We start from the raw sequence: 20,646 nt of genomic DNA, 5'->3' as shown, positions 1-20,646 counted from the left end.
GCTTCGTACCGTACGAGCTCGCCGGGGTCAGACCGCCGGAGCCGGGTAGGTCGGGTACTCCACGCCGGAGACGTGCTGGACGACCCGGATGACCTGGCACGAGTAGCCGAACTCGTTGTCGTACCAGAGGTAGAGGATCGCGTTGTCGCCGTCGACCTTGGTGGCCCCCGCGTCGACGATCGAGGCGTGGCGCGAGCCGATGAAGTCGCTGGAGACCGCGTCGGGCGCGCTGATGAAGTCGATCTGGCGCTTGAGCGGCGAGGCCAGCGACACGTTGCGGAGGTAGTCGAGGACCTCCTCGCGGGTGGTCTCGCGCTCCAGGCGCAGGCTGAGGATGGCGATCGAGACGTCCGGCACCGGGACGCGGATCGAGCTGCCGGTGATCGGCGCCTTCAGCTCGGGCAGCGCCTTGGCCACGGCCGAGGCGGCCCCGGTCTCGGTGATGACCATGTTGAGCGCCGCCGACCGGCCACGGCGGTCGGAGCCGTGGTAATTGTCCAGCAGGTTCTGGTCGTTGGTGTACGAGTGGACGGTCTCCACGTGCCCGCGCAACACGCCGTACTCGTCCGCCATCGCCTTCAGCGGCGGGACGATCGCGTTGGTCGTGCAGGACGCGCAGGACAGGATCCGCTCGTCCGGCTTGACCGTGTCGTGGTTGACGCCGTGCACGATGTTGGGGACGTCGCCCTTGCCCGGCGCGGTGAGCACGACCTTGGCGATGCCCGGCTGGAGGTGCTTGGAGAGGCCCTCGCGGTCGCGCCACCGGCCGGTGTTGTCGATCAGGATGGCGTCCTTGATGCCGTACGCCGTGTAGTCGACCGTCGTCGGGTCGTCCGAGTAGATCACCCGGATCTCGTTGCCGTTGGCGATGATCTTGCTGTTGGCCTCGTCGACGGTGATCGTGCCCTGGAACTGGCCATGGATCGAGTCGCGCCGGAGCAGCGAAGCGCGCTTGACGATGTCCTGGCCGGAGCCCTTGCGGACGACGATGGCCCGCAGGCGCAGGCCGTTGCCCGAACCGGCCTTCTCGATGAGCAGGCGGGCGATGAGCCGTCCGATGCGGCCGAAGCCGTAGAGCACGACATCGCGCGACTCGCGCCGCTCGATCTTGTTGTCGCCGGTCGCGCCGGCGACGGCCTCGGCGGTGAACTCCTCGATGGAGAGCCCGTGGCCGCCGGCCCGGTACGTCGCGGCCAGCATGCCTATGTCGATCTGGGAGGGGCCGAGATCGAGCGTCGTCAGAGCCTTCAGGAAGGGCATCGTCTCGGTGACCGAGAGCTCCTCGCCCGCGATCTGCCGGGCGAAGCGGTGCGTCTTGAGGATGCTGACCACCGACTTGTTCACCAGGGAGCGGCTGTGCAGCAGGACGTTCACGTCCTGCTCGCGGTGCAGCTTCCCGATGATCGGGATCATCGACTCCGCGATCTCCTCGCGGTGCATCCAGTTGGTGAACGAGTCGTCATTGACAGTCACAAGTTTATCTTTCGAGCTAGGCGGCGCTCATATGGTAACCGGCCGCCTTCCTGTCCCCTCGGGGGGTGCCTTACCTGCGGGTAAACCGAGGGCCAACGCTGCGCAATCGGGCGCGCGTGCGACGGCTCATACCAGAGTGGGACGGATGGCGGGCAAGTTCGACAACTGGCCGTCGCGCATACGTCATTGACGACTACCGTGTGTGCCCGGTGATCAACGGTGGGCTCATGACGTTCGGGCCTGCTCGACCGATGACCCGCGCCTGACCGACCACCGTAGGGGCCACCGCATGGACGCCGGCACGACCGCCGATCCCCGGTGCCCCCTGTATCGAGGACGCTGATGTCTCAACTTCGCGCACCCGACGCGCGACCGGACCGCCGTGAGGGCGGGCGGCACGGCCGCCCCGGCACGCGCGGCCACTCGGCCCCGAGCAGGCCGCGCGCCGCAGGGCCTTCCCCTGACGCCCGCATCCGGCCCCAGCTGCTGCGGACCGCGCTGCTCCCGGCCGTCGCCGCGGTGCTCAGCGGCGCCGCGGCCGTCATCTTCACCGTCCGCGCCGGAGGCGTCGGCTCGTCGCCCAGCCTCTGGGCGGCGCTCGGCGGATCGGGCGCCCTGGCCGTCGCCGCCGTCGCGGCCGCCTACCTCGGCGCCACACGGGTGGCGGGCCAGGTGCTCGACCGGGCCCTCGCACTTCGGCGCGCCAGCGCCCAGGGCCAGGCCGAGCTGCAACGGGTGATGGAACAGCTCCGCAACGGGGAGGCCGTCGCCGCCCGGCGGTCGGCGCAGCCCCCCGCCCCCGGGGCCGATGCCTTCGACCTGCTCGGACAGGAGATGGCCCGGGCCCAGGAAGCCTCCGTCGCCGCCGTCATCCAGGCGTCCCAGCTCTTCAGCAGCGCCGGCAACGAACAGAAGGTCGAGGTCTTCGTCAACCTCGCGCGACGGCTGCAGTCCCTCGTCCACCGCGAGATCCAGATCCTCGACGAGCTGGAGCACGAGGTCGAGGACCCCGACCTCCTCAAGGGCCTCTTCCACGTCGACCACCTCGCCACCCGGATCCGCCGCCACGCGGAGAACCTCGCCGTCCTCGGCGGAGCCGTCTCCCGACGGCAGTGGAGCAACCCGGTCACCATGACCGAGGTGCTCCGCTCGGCCATCGCCGAGGTCGAGCAGTACCCCCGGGTCAAGCTGGTCCCGCCGATGGAGGGCACCCTGCGCGGCCACGCCGTCGCCGACGTCATCCACCTGCTGGCCGAACTGGTCGAGAACGCCACGGTGTTCTCCGCCCCGCACACCCAGGTGCTGCTGCGCGTCCAGCACGTCACCGCCGGGCTCGCCCTGGAGGTGGAGGACCGCGGTCTCGGGATGCCGGACCACGAGCAGAAGCGGATGAACGCACTGCTCTCCGACCCCGATCAGGTCAACGTCGCCCATCTCCTCCAGGACGGCCGGATCGGCCTGTTCGTCGTCTCGGCCCTGGCCCGCCGCCACGGCATCGCCGTCCGCCTCCAGAGCAACATCTACGGCGGTACGCAGGCGGTGCTGGTCCTCCCGCAGGCGCTGCTCGGGACCGATCCCGACGCCCCGCCGTCACCCGACGCCGTGCCTGTACCGCCCCCCGGCGCCGTGCACCGGCCACCCGTCGAGGCCGCGGCCTCCCCCGCCCAGCCGAGGAGCGGCACGCCCAGGTCCGCCGCCCCGGCCCCGACGCCCAGGGCCCAGGCACCCGCCGCCCAGACGCCGGCGGCATCCGGGCCCCGGACGTCGACGGCCCAGGCCCCCGGCCCCCGGACGCCGACGACCCGGGCCTCCACGCCCCAGGCGTCCGCAGGCGTTCCGCACCAGGCACCCGGCCACCGGCGGAGCGGCCGCCCGCAGCCGCCCACGGGCGAGGCCCCGCCCCTCCCGCTGCGGGCCGAGCGCATCGACCGGCCGGCACCGCCCGCGTCCCCGCCCGAGCGCGAGGACCTGCCCGCACCGACCGTCGTCCACGAGCGCGACGGCCGGCCCACGCCGGCAGTCGTCCACGAGCGCGACCACTCGACCCCGCCGCCCGCCCGGCCCGAACTGCCCAAGCGGACGAACCAGGAAAGCCTCGTCCCGCAGCTCCGGGAAGCACCCGCCCCGCGCGTCGAGGACGAGCACGCCCTGCACGACCCGGGCCTCATGGCGGCCTTCCGGCGCGGCGTCGACCTCGCCGAGGCGCAGAACGCCCAGGAGGAGAGCCCCGACACCGGATACGGGAACCCCGGCGGCACCGGGACCGGCGGGCAGACCGCGCTCGACGCCCCCCTGGAGTCCCTCTCGCCCCTGCCCGTACGCGGTGCCACCGCCCCGCCCGACCGCCCGGGCCCGGCCGGGGCGTCGCGGCCGGACCACGCGCTGCCCGCAGCCGGCCTGCCCGTACCGGACAGCTACCCGCCCGACGCGTACCCGCACGACACCGCCGCGTACCAGCGCGGCACCCACGCCGAGGGCGCCCACGAACGCGCGGCGGGCGAGCCCGGAGCGTTCGCGGCCGAGTCCTTCCTGCCGGGCCAGGCCGTCCCGGAACCCCGCAAAGACACCACCTTCAAGGAGTAGACACCATGACGAGCGATATGCCGTCCGGTCAGGTCTCGGACCTGGACTGGCTGCTGAGCGGGCTGGTCCAACGCGTGCCCTACACACGTAGCGCGGTTCTGCTCTCCGCCGACGGGCTGGTGAAATCCGTGCACGGCATGGACCCCGACAGCGCCGACCACATGGCCGCCCTCGCCGCCGGTCTGTACTCGCTGGGCCGCAGCGCCGGGGCCCGGTTCGGGGACAACGGGGACGTCCGGCAGGTGGTCGTCGAACTGGACTCCACGCTCCTGTTCGTCTCCACCGCCGGATCCGGCACCTGCCTCGCCGTCCTCGCCGGGCGCGAGGCGGACGCCGCGGTCCTCGGCTACGAGATGGCGATGCTGGTCAAGAGCGTCCGCCCCTACCTGACGACCCCGTTGCGGCAGTCGGCCGGGGCGCCCTTCACCCCGGGGACCTGAGGATGCCGGCCCCGCAGGACGGGCCCCTGCTCGACGACGCGGCCGGCCGGCTGATCCGCCCGTACACGATCAGCAACGGCCGCACCCGGCCGTCCACCGCGTTCGACCTGCTGTCCCTGATCATGGCCACGGGCATCGAGCCGGACGTTCCGCTCGGCCCGGAACACACCATCGCCCTCGGCATGTGCGAAGGGCCGATGTCCGTCGCCGAGATCGCCGCACACCTCCGGCTGCCCGCGGTCGTCGCCAAGGTCATCCTCTCCGACCTGGTCGCCTGCGGCGCGGTCACCGCGCACGCTCCCGCTTTCCACGACATGCCCACCGACCGATCCCTGCTGGAGGCAGTGCTCGATGGTTTACGACGACAGCTCTGACCGCACCGGAACCTCCGAGTTCTTCCCCGTGGCCCTCAAGGTCCTGGTCGCCGGCGGATTCGGCGTCGGCAAGACGACGTTCGTGGGCGCGGTCAGCGAGATCGCCCCGCTGTCCACCGAGGAGTTGCTGACCCAGAGCAGTGTGGGGACGGACAACCTGGAGGGCGTCGAGTCCAAGACGTCCACCACCGTCGCCATGGACTTCGGCCGCATCACCCTCTCCGAGCAGCATGTGCTCTACCTGTTCGGCACACCGGGCCAGGAGCGCTTCTGGTTCATGTGGGACGAGCTCTCCAACGGCGCGCTCGGAGCGGTGGTGCTGGCGGACACCCGGCGCCTCGCCGAATGCTTCGGCGCGGTGGACTTCTTCGAACGACGCGGCATCGGATTCATCGTCGCCGTCAACGAGTTCGACGGCGCCTACCGCTACGAACCGGACGAGGTCCGCTCCGCGCTCGACCTGGGGCCAGAGGTGCCCGTCGTCCTGTGCGACGCCCGGATCGCCAGCTCAGGCACGGGCGCCCTCGTCACGCTCGTACAGCACCTCATCAACGCCACCTCGGCCCCCGCCCCACTCCAGACCTTCGGAGCCCACCCGTGACATCCTTCGCCACCGGCCGGATGCTCCTCACCCCCACCGACCGGCACGGCCCGGCCCGCGCACAGCGGCTGCGCGAACTGGACCTCGGCGAACGCCCCGACGCCTCCTACGACAACTTCGACGCCTTCGCCGACAAGGTGGCCGAAGTCACCGCCACGCCCTTCTCGATGGTCAACTTCATCGACGAGAACCGGCAGTTCTTCGCCGGCCTGCACACCCCGGCGGGCAACCGCGGTGGCCAGGACCTCGGTTCGGCAGCGGCGGGCAGCAACCGCAGCAGCCGGTACATGGCCCGCGACCACGGCTACTGCCCGCACGTCCTCGTCCGGCGCAAGGCCCTCGTCCTGGACGACGTCTGCGACTACCCGCGCTTCGCGGGCAATCCGGTGGTGGACGACATAGGCATCCGCTCCTACCTCGGGGCGCCGCTGATCGACCGCACCGGCATCGCGCTGGGGACCGTCTGTGCCGTCGACACCGTGCCACGCCCCTGGGGGCGGGCCGGCCTCGACACCATCAAGTCGCTCGCCCATGAACTCGTCCGCCAGATCGACGACCGGGAGGGCCACCGCACCGTCTGACACCACCGCCCCCGCCCCCCTGGCGGTGCGGCGCGGGCGGTCAACTCCCGGGCGGCGCACCTGTACTGCCCCGCAGGACCACGTTCCCCTCGATCCGCAGGACCCGGGAGCGCCCAGCCCCGGACGGTGTCCGCAACGCGAGGGCGATCACCTGCTCGCCCATCTCCGTGAGCGGCAGCGCCACCGTGGTCAGCGGCGGCGACACCTCCCGTACGACGGGGATGTCGTCGAACCCCGCGAGCGACATGTCCTCGGGGACGCGCACGCCGGCCTCCCGCAGCGCGGCGAGCGCGCCGACCGCCATCACATCGGTCACCGCGAACACACAGGTCGGCCGTGCGCCCCCGGCGGCCAGCAGCTGACAGGCCGCCGCGTGCCCGCCCTCCCGCGTGAACGCGCCCCGGACCACCCGCCGAAGGGTGATGCCGGCGGCGGCGAGACCCTCCCGAAATCCCGCCAACCGGTCGGCCACCGTGGTCAGTTCGGGCGGACCGCTGAGCACCGCGAAGTCCCGGTGCCCCAGCTCCACCAGCGAGGCCGCGAGCGCCGCCGCCCCGGCCCGGTTCTCCGGCTGAACGGTGTCCACCCGCATGGACCGGTGCCGGCTGACCACCGCGACCCGGCCGCCCGCCCGGACGTACGGCTCCAACTCGGCGTCCATCGCCCGCTCCCAGGCCCGGTCCTGGAAGCCGGAGCCGATCAGCAGGATGGCCCGCGCCCGCTGGGCCCGCAGCATCGAGACGTACGCGATCTCCCGCGCCGGTTCCCGGAAGGTGGAGGCGAGCATCACCAGCAGGTCCTGCTCGGCGGCCGCGCGCATCACCCCGCTGGCGATGCCCGCGAAATACGGGTCGCCCACGTCGTGGCAGATCAGCCCCACCGTACGGTTGCCCTCGGGGCTCGCGAGGGCCTGGGCATGGGCGTTGGGGATGTAGCCGAGGAGATCGGCCGCCGCGCGGACCCGGCCGCGCAGATCGTCGCGGACCCGGGTGGTGCCGTTCAGCGCCCGGGACGCGGTGGCGAGCGAGACGCCCGCCTCGCGCGCCACCGCGTCGAGCGTCACATGGGCGGCGGGGGCCCGTCGTCGCGTATCGGGGTGGACCGGTGTTTCCCGTTCACTCAACTCGACCCCCAGGGGTGCGGTGGTGGCAGGGCCCCGAAACTTCGGGACGACCTCTTGACCGTGCGCGGGAGCAGTCATTAGCGTGGCGGCACCTTACCAGAAAGCGCTTTCTGAAAGCGCCTTCACGGTTCGGGTCCGCAGCATCGCAGCATTGCACAGCTCTCCACAACTGCCCCCGAAGTCCAGGGAGTTCACCGTGAGCCAGAGCGCGCTTACCAAGCGCCCCGCCGATGTGGCGGGGGTCGCCCGCAGGGCCGGTCCCACGGCGGGGGAGCGGCTCGCCCGGGCGGCGGAGCAGAGCTGGCGGCCCCTCGCCCTGCTGCTGGCCACCCTGGTGGTCTGGTGGGTGATCGCGGCCGCAGAACTGATCGAGGCCTATCTCGTGCCGTCGCCCGGGGCGACGCTCGACGTCCTGACCTCGAAGGCCGGATACCTCTGGCAGCACACCTGGGTGACGACGTACGAGACGCTCCTCGGCTTCGTCATCGCGGTCGCCGTCGGTGTGCTCGCGGCGGTCGTGATGGTCTACTCCTCGACGGTGGAGCGCACGCTCTACCCGATCCTCCTCTTCGCCCAGGTCGTGCCGAAGATCGCGATCGCCCCGCTGTTCGTGGTGTGGCTCGGGTTCGGCATCGCTCCCAAGATCCTGATCGCCGTGCTCATCGCCTTCTTCCCGGTGGTGATCTCGATGGTCACCGGGCTCAAGGCGGTCGACCCGGAGATGCTCCAACTGTCCGCCACCATGGGGGCGAAGCCCTGGCAGACCTTCGTGAAGATCCGCTTCCCGGCGTCGCTGCCGCACCTGTTCTCCGGACTCAAGGTGGCCGTCACCCTCGCGGTGACGGGCGCGGTCGTCGGCGAGTTCGTCGGAGCCAACGAAGGCCTCGGCTACGTCATCCTCCAGGCCAACGGCAACCTCGACACCCCGATGCTCTTCGCGGGGCTGCTGGTGATGTCGCTGATCGGCGTCGTGCTGTTCGTCGTCGTCGAGATCGCCGAGAAGCTGCTCCTGCCGTGGCACGCCAGCCGCCGGGACACCGGGGCCACCACCACGTTCTGAACCACGCACCGGCGACCGCCACCACGTACCGACCTCCTTGTGAGAAGGGCCAGCCCATGCATGCGCGCAGACTCCTGATCGGTGTCGTACCCCTCGTCCTGGTGGCCACCGCCTGCGGCGGCGAGGACGCGTCGACCAGTACCAGTGACTCCGGCAAGAAGCTGGACAAGGTCACGCTGACGCTCAACTGGTACCCGTACGGCGAACACGCGCCGTTCTACTACGGCAAGCAGCAGAAGATCTTCGAGAAGCACGGCATCGACCTGGACATCCGGGCGGGCCAGGGCTCCCAGAAGACCGTCCAGGCGACGGCCGCCGGGCAGAGTGACTTCGGCTGGGCCGACACCCCGGCCCTGCTCGCGGGCGTCGACCAAGGCGTGAAGGTGAAGAGCCTCGGCGTCTTCCTCCAGACCACACCGGCCTCCGTGCAGTCCTTCGACGCGAAGGGCATCGAGGGCCCCGGCGACCTGAAGGGGCGGACGATCGCCGGGACGGCCGGGGACGCGCTGTCGAAGACCTTCCCGATATTCCTGAAGAAGAACGGCATCGGGGAATCGGATGTCACCGTCCAGAACACCGACCCGGCGGGCAAGATCGCCGCGGTGATCTCCGGCAAGACCGACGGGCTCCTCGGCTACGCCAGCGACCAGGGCCCGACCATGCAGAACAAGGCCAAAAAGCCGGTCTCCTACCTCCGGTTCTCCGAGCACGGCCTGAACTTCTACTCCAACGGGCTGCTCGCCGGCCAGAAGATCCTCGCCTCGAAGCCGGATGTGGCGCAGCGGATGGTGCAGGCGTCCAGCGAAGCCTGGGCGGCCGCCGCGAAGGCGCCCGAACCGGCCGTCGCGGCGATGGAGGGGGCATCAGAGCAACTGCCGCCGAAGACCGTGCTGTCCGAGCAGTTCGCGACGACGCTGACCCTGCTGCACACGGCGGCGACCGAGGGCAAGGCGCCCGGCGTCAACACCGAGGCGGACTGGCAGCAGACCATCGACGTCTTCGCGGAGGCCGGCATGGTCACGAAGCCGAAGGCCGTCGGGGACTACTGGGACACGAAGACGGCGCTGAAGGGATGACGATGCCGAAGCAGCAGACGACCCCGCGCGCCCCGTCCGCCGCCGCGGGGGCCGGCCCGGCGGCCGGGGTCCGGCTCGCGGACGTGGCGGTCCGGTTCCGCAGCAAGAAGCGCGACGTCACCGCGCTCAGCGACGTCTCGCTGGACGTGGCGCCGGGCGAGTTCGTCGCGATCGTCGGACCGTCCGGGTGCGGCAAGTCCACGCTCCTCAAACTGGTGGCCGGCCTGCTCACCGCCTCCTCGGGGGAGGTTTTGCTCGGCGGCGAGCGCGTCACCGGGCCCCGGCACGACATCGGTTACGTCTTCCAACGCGCGGCCCTGCTGGAGTGGCGCTCGGCGCTGCGCAACATCCTGCTCCAGGCCGAGATCCGCCACATGGAACCGGCGCAGGCGCGCGGCCGGGCCGACGAGCTGATCCGCATGACCGGACTGACCGGCTTCGAGGACGCCTACCCGCACGAGCTCTCCGGCGGGATGCAGCAACGCGTCGCGCTCTGCCGGGCGTTGCTGCACGAACCGCCGGTCCTGTTGATGGACGAGCCGTTCGGCGCGCTGGACGCCCTCACCCGCGAGCAGATGAACACCGAGCTGAACCGCATCTGGCGCACCACCGGCACCACGGTCCTGCTGGTCACCCACTCCATCTCGGAGGCGGTGTACCTGGCCGACCGGGTGGTGGTGATGAGCCCGCGCCCCGGGACCGTCACGGAGATCATCGAGGTGGGCCTGCCTGCCGAGCGCGACTACAGCGAGACGCTGGGCCGCCCGGAGTTCCGGGCGGCGGCGGCACACATCCGCGATCTGCTGGGGGCGGTGTCCGCGCACGACTGAGCGGCGGCGTACGGGGCGAGGTGCAGGTGCCGGGCAGGCTCTCCTGCCCGGCACCGGCGCGTTTACGGGTCGTGGCGCGCCGGGCAGGAGAGCTGAGCCCGCACCGCTTCGGCCGCGACGCCGACCGCGCGCAGTCTCCGCGCCAGCAGCTCGATCTCGGGCCCGGTGCCGTGATGGCCACCGCCGAGTATCAGCTCCAGCAGCGCCCGCGCCTCGGGGAGTGTCCGATCGCCGTCGTTCCGCAGCACGCGGAGGATCGGCAGCTGCCGGGCAGGGACTTCCGGCCGACCTCGACGCCCGCTCCCTCGCCGCCCACCGCGAGGGCCGGCTCCCCGTCGTCCTTGGGCGTTCCGCCGACTTCGTCGGGCCCGGGGTCCTCAACTCCACGCTCGGCGGGGCGGTCTTCCCCGCCGCGCTCACCGGGCAGCCCGTGCCCGCGCTCGGCGACATCGACCTGCCGCACAGCTACACGTACATCGAGGACGTCGCGGCTGGTCTCGCCACCCTCGGTGAACCCCCGGACGACTACGGCCGGGTCTGGCACCTGCCCACCGCACCGGCCCGCACCACCCGCGAGATCCTCGCGCTCGTCGAGGAGCGCACCGGCCGGCCCATCGACGTGACCGTCCTCGCCGAGCCCCGCCCCTTCGGCCCGTTCGACGAGACCTTCATGGCGAAGTATGCCGAGATGTTCTACCAGCACCCCGAACCGCAGATCCTCGACTCCTCCGCCATCGAGAAGGCCTACGGGCTCACCCCCACCCCGCTGCGGAAGGCGCTGGACGCCACCCTCGCCCGGTACGGGGAGTTCCTCGCCGCCCACCGCTGAGGCGACGGGGCCCGGCCCCGGGCGCCGTACCGCACGCCGGGGCCGGACCGCGCACGCCTCGGTCAGTAGCGCAGCCGGGACAGATACCGGTAGCTGGCCCGCGCCGAGGCGAACGGGTCGGCCGGTGCGTCGTGCTCCACCAGCCACTGCCTCACCCCGCCCTGCCGCGCGGTGTCGAACATCGCCGGGAAGTCCAGGATCCCCGACCCGACGTCCGCGAAGTCCCCGTTCGGCGCCATGTCCTTCACATGGAGTGCGGGGAAGCGGCCCCGGTGCCGGACGAAGAGTTCGCCCGGGTCGGAGGAGCCGCCGTCGGCCGCCCAGTACAGGTCCAGCTCGAAGCCGACCAGCTCCGGATCGGTCTCGCTCAGCAGGATGTCGTACAGGCTGACGCCGTCCACCACTTCATGGTCGCTGCCGTGATTGTGGTAGAGCAGCTTCAGCCCGGACTCCCGGGCGGCAAGACCCGCCCGGTTGAACTGCCGTGCCACTTCCCGGTATCCGTCCGGCGAGTGCAGTGAACCCGGCAGGCTCGGCACCACGATCCACTGACCGCCGAGCGTGTGGACGTCCTCCAGCGCCTGCGGCAGCCCGGAGCCGGTCACGATGTCGTAGCCGACGTGCTCCAGCACCGCCTTGAGCCGGACTCGGTCCAGCATCTGCCGTATGTCGGCAGGGGAGTTGCCGTGCCGGCCGCTCACGCCGACCGTCGCGTACCCGATCTCCGCGAGCTGTTCCAGCGTCCCCGCGAAGTCCGCCGCGAGCGGCGTCCGCATGGTGTACAGGTGCATCCCGATCCCCGACGGAGGGATGCGCCGGCAGCCCCGGCGGCCCGTCGCGGCGGCCGGGACCGCGCCCAGCCCGACGGCCGCCACCGCCCCCAACGCCGTACCGAGAAAGGCTCTTCGGGCTCCGTTCACGTGCTGCGTATCCATGGCGCTCCTCACTTCACATCGATGCGGACGGCGCCGGTGGTCGTGTCGCCCTTGTCGTCGGTGACCGTCAGGCGCGCGGTGTACGCGCCCTTGCGGTCGTAGGTGTGCGTCGCCGTCGCGCCCTCGGGCCCGGTCGGCTTCACGTTGTCGCCGAAGTCCCAGTGGTACGAGGCGATCGTGCGGCCCTGAGCGGGCCTGACCGTGCTGCTCAGCGACACGGTGAGCGGAGCGGTGCCGGACGTGGGCCCGGCCTTCACCGTCACCTTGGTCCCGCCCTTCTTCTCCACACCCGGTCCGTTGAAGTGCAGCCAGTCGACCGAGAGCAGATCGGCCTTGTCGGGGCTCCAGTCCGGGTTGGTGAAGACCGCGTACAGCGTGGTCGAGCCGCCCGGATCCTTCAGCTCCGTCGTCGGGGAGATCACCTTCTCGTAGCCACCGGTGTTCGGGATGTCCACCGAGCCCAGCAGCTCGCCGGTGGGGGAGCCGGCCCGGAACTCCACCGTGCCGCCGAGCCCGCCGGAGGACGCGCCGACCGTCACCGAGTCGACGTGTCTCAGGTTCACCGGGTCGAAGCTGACCCAGTCGCCGTCCTCGATCTCGATCAGCCGCTTCCCGCCGGACGCGTCGGCCCGACTGCCGATCTCCACGCCCCCGTTGGCGCCGCCTGTCTCCGTGCGGTGCTCGGCCTCACGGAAGGAGGTGCGCAGGGTCAGCGAGGTGGAGCCGGTGAGCGCCGGGGCGTCCGGGGCGCCCTTGTCCTCGTACTGGGCGGTGATCCCGTAGTACAGGTTCTGTCCCGGACCGTGGCTGTCCCCGGCGTCCGTGACGATCTCCCCTGTGCAACCGGTGTAGTTGTCCAGTGGATGCAGATGGGTGTCATGGCCGAGCTGCGACTGCACCACGACCCGCGAGCAGTCGATCGGACCGCTCTCGTCGTCCTCCGCATCGGTCACCTTCACCGTGAAGGGAATGGTGTCCCCGAAGCTGAACATCCCGCCGTCCGGCGGCTGTTGGATCGTCACCTCGGGCCGGGTGTTGCCCACCGTGATGTCCTGCACCGCGAGCGCCGTCAGTTCGTCGGGCCCGGTCACGGTGAGCCGCGCGGTGTGCAGCCCCTTCGCGGTGTACGTGTGCGAGGGGTCGGCCTCGGTCGAATCCGTGGTGCCGTCGCCGTCGAAGTCCCAGGCATAGGCGACCGGTTGGTCGCCGGGCAGGCCTGATCCCTCGCTGGAGAACTCCACGGTCAGCGGGTCCGGTCCGCTGTCCCGGTCGACGGAGATCTTGGCGTCGGGCAGTCGGCCGTCGCCCACGTAGTCGATCCGGTAGATCCCCGCGCCCTCGTTGCTGCCGCCGCGGCCGGTGCCGCTGCCGAGGCCGAAGTCGATGACGTACATCGCTCCGTCAGGGCCGAAGTCCGCGTCGAAGGGCTGGTTCCACTCCATGTCCTCGAAGATGCCGTTGACCGACTGGAGATCCCCCGCCTTCACCGGGTCGAACCGGGGGTCGGTGAAGGTCTGGTCCTCGCTCTGGAAGGAGAACGTCTTGAACCAGCGCCGGGTCAACTCGTAGTTCAACGCCTTCCCTTCGAAGTATTCGGGGAACTTGGTGCGGTAGGTGTTGTCCGGGTCGTAGTCGTAGACCGGACCACCCATCGGGCCGCCGCCCCCGGTGCCCACCTCCGGGAATTCGGCCGAGGCGGAGTAGGCGTACCAGACCGTCGCGGGCTGGGCCGGCGGCAGCTCCCGCAGACCGGTGTTGTTCGGCGAGTCGTTGACCAGCGCCCCGCAGTCGAACTTCGGGCCGGACTTCTTGGTGGCGAAGTCGTAGTCGTTGAAGGGGGTGTTGTCCCCGATGCAGTACGGCCAACCGAAGTTGCCCGCCTCCGTGATACGGGTGTACTCGACCGTGCCCTCCGGACCCCGGTCCGCCTTCGCCTCACGGGCGTCGGGGCCGTAGTCCGCGACCATCAGGGCTCCGCTGATCGGATCGGTGGTGATCCGGAACGGGTTGCGCATCCCCATCGCGTAGATCTCGGACCGGGTCTTCTCCGTGCCCGGGGCGAAGAGGTTCCCCTCCGGGACGGAGTACGTCCCGTCGTCCTCCGGGGTGATCCGCAGGACCTTGCCCCGCAGGTCGTTGGTGTTGCCCGCGGTCATCTGCGCGTCCCAGGCGCGGCGGCCCTCGCCCTCGTCGATCGGCGTGAAGCCGTCCGAGGCGAACGGGTCGGTGTTGTCGCCGGTCGCCGCGTACAGGTTGCCGTCCTTGTCGAAGGCGAGCGAACCGGCCATGTGCGAGTTGGCCCGGCCCTCGCCGCGCAGCGTCGGCACGGTCAGCAGCCGCTTCTCGGAGGCCGGGTCGACGGTGTTGCCGTCGGCGGTGAAGCGGGACAGGTTCAGCCGCTTCTCGACCTTGTCGGAGTAGAGCAGATACAGCCAGTTGTTCTCCGCGAACCCGGGATCGAGCGTCAGGCCCAGCAGCCCGTCCGACTGGCTGGTCATCTCCGGGGTGTACGCGAAGTCCAGCGCGGTGGAGACCTTCATCGTCTCCTGGTCGATCACCTTCAGCTTCCCGGTCCGCTGGGCGAAGAACACCCGGCGGTCGGGGGCGACGGCCAGCTCGAACGGGTCGGCCAGATCGCTCGTGGCGAGCGGGGTCCGCTGGAACGAACCGGTGCGCGTCGCGGTGCAGTCGCCCTCCGCGGCGCCGGCCGCCCACTGGATGCCGCCGAGCAGGTGCTGGACGAACGCCTCCTCCTCGAAGGACGCCTTGTCGTGCCCGCCCGCCGTGAACCAGGACCGGCCGCCGTCGTAGTTCTGGCACCAGGAGAACGGATGGTCCACGCCCTCGTCGAGCCCGTCGATCCCGTCGCGCACCTTGATCTGGGCGAGGGTGTGCACCTTGGACGTGGGGTTGGTGCGCCAGTTGTACCACTCCTCCTGGCGCTCCCAGAGGTCGGGAAGATGCTGCGTGGAGGGGTGCGCGTGGTCGAGGACCTTGATCCGGCCGGTCTGCGGGGTGGGGTGCTTGTCGAAGATCGCGCCGACCAGGCCCTCGTACCACTCCCAGTCGCGCTCGCTGGCGGACGCGGAGTGCAGTCCGACCCAGCCGCCGCCGGCCTGGATGTACCGCTGGAGCGCGGCCCGCTCCTCGGCGTTCAGCAAGTCACCTGTCTCCGGTGAGGAGTTGGTGTTGTTGAAGACGACCGCCTGGAAGCGGTCGAGGTCGGCGTCGTTGAAGACCGAGGAGTCGGCGGTGGCCTCCACCTCGAAGCCGTGCTCGGCTCCGAGCTTCTTCACGGCCTCGACCCCGGCCGGGATCGAGGGGTGATCGGAGTTGGTGACCTCGGAGTAGACGAGCACCCGGTACGAAGCCGCTGGCTGCGCGCCGGCCGGTGACGCCACCAGCAGGGCGAGGACCAGCGCCAGGAGCGAGGTGACGGCGATGAGGGGGGACGGGCCGCCGGGGGATCGGCCGACGCGGCCGGCCCGGCGTAACGAACGGCGTCTCATGGGGCGCTCCCTGTGCGGTAGAAGCCGACTGCGGGATGGATAGAAAGCGCTTTCTGAAGTACGCCGTTCAGAGTAGGTTCAGCCCTCGGACGGGGTCAATGGGTCTGCAGAGTCCGCCGTGCCGGGCGAGGCACGGGGTTGCGTGGGCGGGGCGCACCACCTGGGTGAGCCTGCCCGTACGGATCCGGGGGCGCGGGTTTGCTGGGGCAGGGCGCACGGCCCGAGCCGGACGGCGGTGGCGGCCGGTCGCGGGTGGATGTCGGTGCCGGGCGCTACGGTCGAATCCCGGCAGCGCACCGCCGGGCCCTCGAAGGGGAGGCCGGAATGACCGCCGACGCCACGATCACCGCCGCCGATGTCCGCTCGGCCGCGCTGTCCCTTCCCGACACCACCGAGAAGCTCGCCTGGGGGCAGCCCACCTTCCGGGTGGCGGGCAAGATCTTCGCCTCGCTCGGCGACGACGAGACGGCGATGGGCGTGAAGTGCCCGCAGGAGGACCGCGCCGAGCTGATCGCCGCCGAGCCGGAGAAGTTCTTCATCCGCGAGGGTCACGACGACCACTACGCCTGGATGCGCGTCCGGCTGGCGGCGCTGGAGGACAGGGGCGAGCTGGCCGCCATCCTCGCCGACGCTTGGCGGCAGGCCGCCCCACGCCGGCTGGCGGCGGCGCACCCGGAGCTGAGCGCGCCGGGGGAGGGCGCGGTGGGCGAGGGCGACGGCTGATCCCGAGGGCCGGCCGTCAGGATCCCCTCAGGGCGCTCGCCGCTCAGGGGCGCAGGAACCCGGTGATCCGCTCCCGCAGGCCCTGCGGGTCCAGGCCGTGCGCCGCGAGGTGCTCCTCCATCTGTCCGTACCGGCGCAGCTCGGCGCGGCCCACGCCGAGCCCGAGCACCCGGTGCGGCAGGTCCACGAGCGCCTCGCCCGCCGCCGCGGCGGAGGTGCCTGCCAGATACGGTTCCACGATCACCACGTCCGAAGCCGTCGTCGCACCGGCGGCCCGGCGCAGCCCCGCCGCGTCGAAGGGCCGCACGGTCGTCGCGTACAGCACGGTCACGTCCAGCCCCTCGGTGGCGGCGAGGACGTTGTCGAGCATGGGACCGACCGCGATCACGGTCCCGCGCCGTCCCTCACGCACCACGGTGAACCCGGCCGTGCCGCTCACCGGCCGCGGCCGGCGGTTGGCCTGGAGCGAGAGGCGTACGTACACCCGGTCGTCGCCGGTGACCGCCTTCCGCAGCAGGGCCTCGGCCTCGTCCGGATGGCCCGGCACGTGCACCGTCCAGCCGTCCAGCGTGTCGAGGAGGGCGACGTCGCCGGGCGCCATGTGCGTGAAGCCCCCGGCGGGCCAGTCGTACGAGCCGCCGGCGCTCACCAGGATCCCGCCGACCCCCTGGTGCCCGAAGTCCAGCTTGACCTGCTCGAACGGGCGCTCGACCAGGAAGCTGGCGAAGGTGTGCACGATGGGCCGCATGCCCGTCAGCGCCATGCCCGCACCGGCCCCGACGAGCAGCTGCTCCCGGATGCCGACGTTCACGACCCGGTCGGGGTGGGCGCTCCGGGCCGGGGCGAAGCCGGCGGCGCTGATGTCGGCGAGCACGACGGCGAGCCGGGGCTCCTCGTCCAGGAGCTGTGAGGTGGTGCTGATGAATCGGTCACGCATGGTGTCCATGAGGGGTTCCCTCCCGGGGGCGCGGTTCGCTGGGGTTCGGTTCTTGAGCGCTTCCGTTGTGCGGTGGTTCTTCAGCCGTTCGGTTCGACACGGGCGACGACGGCCAGCGGCCTGCCCGGGTGGGGTGTGGTGAACGCTTCGTACAGCGCCTCGTGGTCGCGCCCGTCCACGGTCACCGCCGCCCACCCGGCGGACGCGAAGCGGGAGGCGATCCCGCCGGGCCAGCCGTGGGTGGCGGACGCGTTGTCGATCACCAGCGTGTGGAGCTGTTCGAGCCCGGCCGGGCCGCCGTGGGCGATGGCCTCGTGATTGCTGCCCTCGTCCAGCTCGGCGTCGCCGATCAGGACCCAGATGCGGGGGTCGGTGACGCCCTGGGCGCGCAGCCCCAGCACGGTCCCGACGGCGAGCGGCAACCCGTGCCCCAGAGAGCCGCTGCCGATCTCCGCCCCCGGCACCAGCAGCCGGTCCGGGTGGTGGCCGAGCGGCGAGTCGTACGCTCCGAAGCCGGGCAGCAGCTCCTCGCCGAAGAAGCCGTGCGCGGCGAGGACGGCGTAGTACGCCATCGGCCCGTGCCCCTTGGACAGCAGGAAGCGGTCCCGCCCGGGGTCGTCGACCGTGTCCGGAGTGACCCGTAGCACCCGGTTGCAGAGAACCCACAGGGCGTCGAGGGTGGAATGGGCGGCGGGGGCGTGCTTCTCGTCGCCGGTCATCAGGGCGATCAGGCGGGCGAGGTCCTGGCGGTCGGGGGCCGGGGCGTCCTGGCGGTCGAGGGGCGGTGCGGCTGTCGTGTTCGTCATGATCCGAGCGTTCAACATCAACCATGGTCGAGGTCAAGCGCGGAATGGTGTTGGTGACCACCTGCCGGAGTGCGGTATTGTTCTCATGCGCGTTCGGCCAGGGGAAACCCCAGGTCAGGCGGGCAGCGGGACGTGGCGCAGCTTGGTAGCGCACTTGACTGGGGGTCAAGGGGTCGCAGGTTCAAATCCTGTCGTCCCGACTCGTGAGAGTCGTAGGTGAAGGCCGATTCCGGAGTAATCCGGGACCGGTCTTTCTCGCGTCCGCCCCGGGCTGCCAGGTCATCACAGCGTCCGCGGCCATCATGGGCGTGATCTTCGCGGCGTCCCTGGCGGCATCCCCGCCGTTCTCCCTCAGCTCGCCGTGCAGAGGCGCGTGACCCGCCCGGCCGTCGCGCACAGCGGGGAGCCTGCGGGCCGCGGTCAGGGGGCTCCACCCCGTCGCCTCGCCGGCGGTACAGTTCCATCCCGTGGACCTGGCCGACCTGCCCTGTGGGATGTACGCCTGGCGAGGCCCCGGCCCGCGCCGCCTGCCCGAAGCGCCCTGGGCGGGCGTACTCACACCATTCACCGGGCCGTCATGGCCCCTTCCTTTCTGTTGGGTTCTTTTGGAACACTCTGTTCGCTTCTGTTTCCCACACTCCAAGAGGCCCCTCACTCATGGCTGATATGAATCGGCGCCGCTTTATCCAGATAGCCGGTGCGACGGCGGGATACGCTGCCCTGACCGGCAGCATCGACCGGGCCGCCGCCATCCCCGCCCACCGCGCCTCCGGGACGATCAAGGATGTCGAGCACATCGTCGTCCTGATGCAGGAGAACCGTTCCTTCGACCACTACTTCGGTGCGCTGAAAGGCGTGCGGGGGTTCGGTGACCCGCGGCCCGTGACGCTGCCGAGCGGGAAGTCCGTCTGGCACCAGGCCGATGGGGCGGGCAAGGAGACCCTGCCGTTCCATCCCACCGCCGACGACTTGGGGATGCAGTTCCTCCAGGGCCTCAACCACGACTGGGCGGGCGGCCACCAGGCGTACAACGACGGGCGTTACGACCGTTGGGTTCCGGCCAAGACGCCGACGACCATGGCCTACCTGACCCGGGAGGACATCCCCTTCCACTACGCGCTCGCCGACCGCTTCACCGTGTGCGATGCCTACCACTGCTCGTTCATCGGGGCCACCGACCCGAACCGCTACTACCTCTGGTCGGGGCACACCGGCAACGACGGCACCGGCGGCGGGCCCGTCCTCGGCAACGAGGAGGAGGGCTACGGCTGGACGACGTACCCCGAGCGGCTGGAGGAGGCCGGGGTCTCCTGGAAGATCTACCAGGACATCGGCGACGGTCTGGACGGGCCCGGCGGCTGGGGCTGGATCGACGACGCCTACCGGGGCAACTACGGCGACAACTCGCTCCTCTACTTCAACGAGTACCGCAACGCCCAGCCCGGCAACCCGCTGTACGACAAGGCGCGCACCGGTACGAACGTGGCCGACGGCGACGACTACTTCGACGGGATCGCCGCCGACGTCAAGAACGGGAAGCTGCCGCAGATCTCCTGGGTCGCCGCACCGGAGGCCTTCACCGAGCACTCCAACTTCCCGTCGAACTACGGCGCCTGGTACATCGCCCGTCTCCTGGACGCGCTGACGTCCGACCCCGAGGTGTGGAGCCGGACCGCCCTTTTCATCACGTACGACGAGAACGACGGCTTCTTCGACCATGTCGTACCGCCCTACCCGCCGACCTCCGCGAACCAGGGCCTGTCCACGGCCGACACCTCCACCGAGGTGTACGCGGGCGGCTCCTCGTACGGCCCCGGTGTCTACGGACTCGGCCCGCGCGTCCCGATGCTGGTCGTCTCGCCCTGGAGCACCGGCGGTTACGTCTGCTCCGAGACCTTCGACCACACCTCGGTGCTCCGCTTCATGGAGCAGCGCTTCGGGGTGCGGGAGCCGAACATCTCACCATGGCGGCGTGCCATCTGCGGCGACCTGACCTCCGCCTTCGACTTCGCGTCCACCGAGCCCGCCCCGGACGACCTGCCGGACACCACCGCCTACGAGCCGCCGGACCGCGAGCGGCACCCCGACTACCGGCCCACCCCGCCCGCCGTCGGATCCCTGCCGAAGCAGGAGCCGGGCAGCCGCCCCGCCCGGCCGCTCCCGTACGCCCCGTACGTCGACTCCGCGGTCGACACCGGCACCGGGAAGATCGCGCTCACCTTCAGCCCGGGGACGGCGGCCGGCGCGCAGTTCTACGTCACCTCCGGCAACCGGACCGACGCCCCGTGGACGTACACCGCCGAGGCGGGCAGGACGGTGGCGGACGCCTGGAACTCCGCCTACTCCGGCGGCACCCACGACCTCACGGTCCACGGCCCGAACGGCTTCCTCCGTACGTTCAGGAGCCCCGGTTCCGTCCTCGGACCCGAGGTCACCGCGCGGCACAACGACGGGAGCGGCAACCTCGACGTGACCCTCACCAACCGCGGCGACACCGAGGTCCGGCTCACCCTCGCCAACGCCGACGCCTACGGGGGAGCGGAGCAGACGGTCACCGTCCGGCCCGGCGCCACCGTGTCGCGCACCGTGGACCTGCGCGCGGGCAAGCGCTGGTACGACGTGTCCGTCACGGCCGAGGGCGACCCGGTCTTCCTGCGCCGCTTCGCCGGTCATGTCGAGACGGGGGCCGCCGGGGTCAGCGACCCGGCCACGGCCACGGCTGCGGCCACCGGCTGAGGACCGGGGCGGGGCGCAGTGGAACGGCTG

17 protein-coding genes, 1 tRNA gene and 1 pseudogene are annotated in these 20,646 nt (G+C 71.2%); 12 read left to right on the top strand and 7 right to left on the bottom strand.

Going from position 1 to position 20,646, the window contains the following annotated elements:
• Nucleotides 1-27: 27 nt before the first annotated feature.
• Nucleotides 28-1,473: a glyceraldehyde-3-phosphate dehydrogenase gene (locus ACFWM7_RS20985; RefSeq protein WP_383262798.1), complete on the bottom strand. Its 1,446-nt coding sequence runs from the start codon at nucleotides 1,471-1,473 to the stop codon at nucleotides 28-30.
• A 342-nt stretch (nucleotides 1,474-1,815) separates the two neighbouring features.
• On the opposite strand from ACFWM7_RS20985, the gene ACFWM7_RS20980 reads away from it, so the two are divergent.
• Genes ACFWM7_RS20980 through ACFWM7_RS20960 form a run of 5 tightly spaced genes read left to right on the top strand, consistent with a single transcriptional unit; the run spans nucleotide 1,816 to nucleotide 6,052 of the window.
• Nucleotides 1,816-4,056 (top strand): ATP-binding protein, encoded by a 2,241-nt coding sequence (locus tag ACFWM7_RS20980; RefSeq protein ID WP_383262796.1) that lies wholly within the window; start codon nucleotides 1,816-1,818, stop codon nucleotides 4,054-4,056.
• Between the two features lie 5 nt (nucleotides 4,057-4,061).
• The gene (locus tag ACFWM7_RS20975; RefSeq protein ID WP_383262795.1) at nucleotides 4,062-4,496 is read left to right on the top strand and encodes a roadblock/LC7 domain-containing protein; all 435 of its coding nucleotides are present in this window, start codon (nucleotides 4,062-4,064) and stop codon (nucleotides 4,494-4,496) included.
• 2 nt (nucleotides 4,497-4,498) lie between these two features.
• The gene (locus ACFWM7_RS20970) at nucleotides 4,499-4,870 is read left to right on the top strand and encodes a DUF742 domain-containing protein (RefSeq protein ID WP_383262792.1); all 372 of its coding nucleotides are present in this window, start codon (nucleotides 4,499-4,501) and stop codon (nucleotides 4,868-4,870) included.
• A complete protein-coding gene (locus ACFWM7_RS20965; RefSeq protein WP_205085615.1) occupies nucleotides 4,848-5,471 on the top strand; it encodes an ATP/GTP-binding protein in 624 nt (207 codons plus the stop codon). Before ACFWM7_RS20970 ends, ACFWM7_RS20965 begins: the two co-directional genes overlap by 23 nt.
• Nucleotides 5,468-6,052 (top strand): GAF domain-containing protein, encoded by a 585-nt coding sequence (locus tag ACFWM7_RS20960; RefSeq protein ID WP_383262790.1) that lies wholly within the window; start codon nucleotides 5,468-5,470, stop codon nucleotides 6,050-6,052. The genes ACFWM7_RS20965 and ACFWM7_RS20960 overlap by 4 nt, the downstream gene beginning before the upstream one ends.
• A gap of 40 nt (nucleotides 6,053-6,092) precedes the next feature.
• On the opposite strand, the gene ACFWM7_RS20955 is transcribed toward ACFWM7_RS20960, so the two are convergent.
• Nucleotides 6,093-7,115: a LacI family DNA-binding transcriptional regulator gene (locus ACFWM7_RS20955; protein WP_383262799.1), complete on the bottom strand. Its 1,023-nt coding sequence runs from the start codon at nucleotides 7,113-7,115 to the stop codon at nucleotides 6,093-6,095.
• Nucleotides 7,116-7,371: 256 nt separating this feature from the next.
• Between ACFWM7_RS20955 and ACFWM7_RS20950 the strand changes: the two genes are divergently transcribed.
• Genes ACFWM7_RS20950 through ACFWM7_RS20940 form a run of 3 tightly spaced genes read left to right on the top strand, consistent with a single transcriptional unit; the run spans nucleotide 7,372 to nucleotide 10,141 of the window.
• Complete coding sequence (locus tag ACFWM7_RS20950; RefSeq protein ID WP_383262788.1) at nucleotides 7,372-8,235, top strand: ABC transporter permease; 864 nt, start codon at nucleotides 7,372-7,374, stop codon at nucleotides 8,233-8,235.
• Nucleotides 8,236-8,291: 56 nt separating this feature from the next.
• On the top strand, nucleotides 8,292-9,311 hold the full coding sequence (locus ACFWM7_RS20945; RefSeq protein ID WP_383262784.1) for an ABC transporter substrate-binding protein: 1,020 nt from the start codon (nucleotides 8,292-8,294) through the stop codon (nucleotides 9,309-9,311).
• Nucleotides 9,308-10,141, top strand: a complete 834-nt coding sequence (locus tag ACFWM7_RS20940; RefSeq protein ID WP_383262782.1) for an ABC transporter ATP-binding protein — start codon at nucleotides 9,308-9,310, stop codon at nucleotides 10,139-10,141. The genes ACFWM7_RS20945 and ACFWM7_RS20940 overlap by 4 nt, the downstream gene beginning before the upstream one ends.
• Nucleotides 10,142-10,203: 62 nt before the next feature.
• Here ACFWM7_RS20940 and ACFWM7_RS20935 read toward each other — a convergent pair whose 3' ends face one another.
• Complete coding sequence (locus ACFWM7_RS20935; protein WP_383262781.1) at nucleotides 10,204-10,389, bottom strand: hypothetical protein; 186 nt, start codon at nucleotides 10,387-10,389, stop codon at nucleotides 10,204-10,206.
• Between the two features lie 35 nt (nucleotides 10,390-10,424).
• On the opposite strand from ACFWM7_RS20935, the pseudogene ACFWM7_RS20930 reads away from it, so the two are divergent.
• Nucleotides 10,425-10,970: pseudogene (locus ACFWM7_RS20930) on the top strand (epimerase); the annotation flags it as partial.
• 62 nt (nucleotides 10,971-11,032) lie between these two features.
• Here ACFWM7_RS20930 and ACFWM7_RS20925 read toward each other — a convergent pair.
• Nucleotides 11,033-11,905: a sugar phosphate isomerase/epimerase family protein gene (locus tag ACFWM7_RS20925; protein WP_383262780.1), complete on the bottom strand. Its 873-nt coding sequence runs from the start codon at nucleotides 11,903-11,905 to the stop codon at nucleotides 11,033-11,035.
• 8 nt (nucleotides 11,906-11,913) lie between these two features.
• Nucleotides 11,914-15,414 carry a ThuA domain-containing protein gene (locus tag ACFWM7_RS20920; RefSeq protein WP_383262778.1) on the bottom strand — a complete coding sequence of 1,167 codons (3,501 nt, stop codon included), beginning with the start codon at nucleotides 15,412-15,414 and terminating at the stop codon, nucleotides 11,914-11,916.
• A 324-nt stretch (nucleotides 15,415-15,738) separates the two neighbouring features.
• Between ACFWM7_RS20920 and ACFWM7_RS20915 the strand changes: the two genes are divergently transcribed.
• Complete coding sequence (locus tag ACFWM7_RS20915) at nucleotides 15,739-16,137, top strand: MmcQ/YjbR family DNA-binding protein (protein ID WP_383262776.1); 399 nt, start codon at nucleotides 15,739-15,741, stop codon at nucleotides 16,135-16,137.
• A 43-nt stretch (nucleotides 16,138-16,180) separates the two neighbouring features.
• Here the strand turns inward: ACFWM7_RS20915 and ACFWM7_RS20910 are convergent, their stop codons facing one another.
• Both ACFWM7_RS20910 and ACFWM7_RS20905 read right to left on the bottom strand, forming a co-directional pair.
• A complete protein-coding gene (locus ACFWM7_RS20910; RefSeq protein ID WP_383262775.1) occupies nucleotides 16,181-17,083 on the bottom strand; it encodes a transketolase family protein in 903 nt (300 codons plus the stop codon).
• Between the two features lie 71 nt (nucleotides 17,084-17,154).
• A complete protein-coding gene (locus tag ACFWM7_RS20905; protein WP_383262774.1) occupies nucleotides 17,155-17,880 on the bottom strand; it encodes a transketolase in 726 nt (241 codons plus the stop codon).
• Between the two features lie 126 nt (nucleotides 17,881-18,006).
• On the opposite strand from ACFWM7_RS20905, the gene ACFWM7_RS20900 reads away from it, so the two are divergent.
• Nucleotides 18,007-18,080: transfer RNA gene (locus tag ACFWM7_RS20900), tRNA-Pro, on the top strand.
• A gap of 457 nt (nucleotides 18,081-18,537) precedes the next feature.
• On the top strand, nucleotides 18,538-20,616 hold the full coding sequence (locus ACFWM7_RS20895) for a phosphocholine-specific phospholipase C (protein WP_383262771.1): 2,079 nt from the start codon (nucleotides 18,538-18,540) through the stop codon (nucleotides 20,614-20,616).
• The last annotated feature ends 30 nt before the right edge of the window (nucleotides 20,617-20,646 follow it).

Source organism: Streptomyces sp. NPDC058375 (assembly GCF_042723425.1).
Lineage (GTDB): Bacteria > Actinomycetota > Actinomycetes > Streptomycetales > Streptomycetaceae > Streptomyces > Streptomyces durocortorensis.
This window is presented reverse-complemented; position numbering and strand designations above follow the sequence as displayed.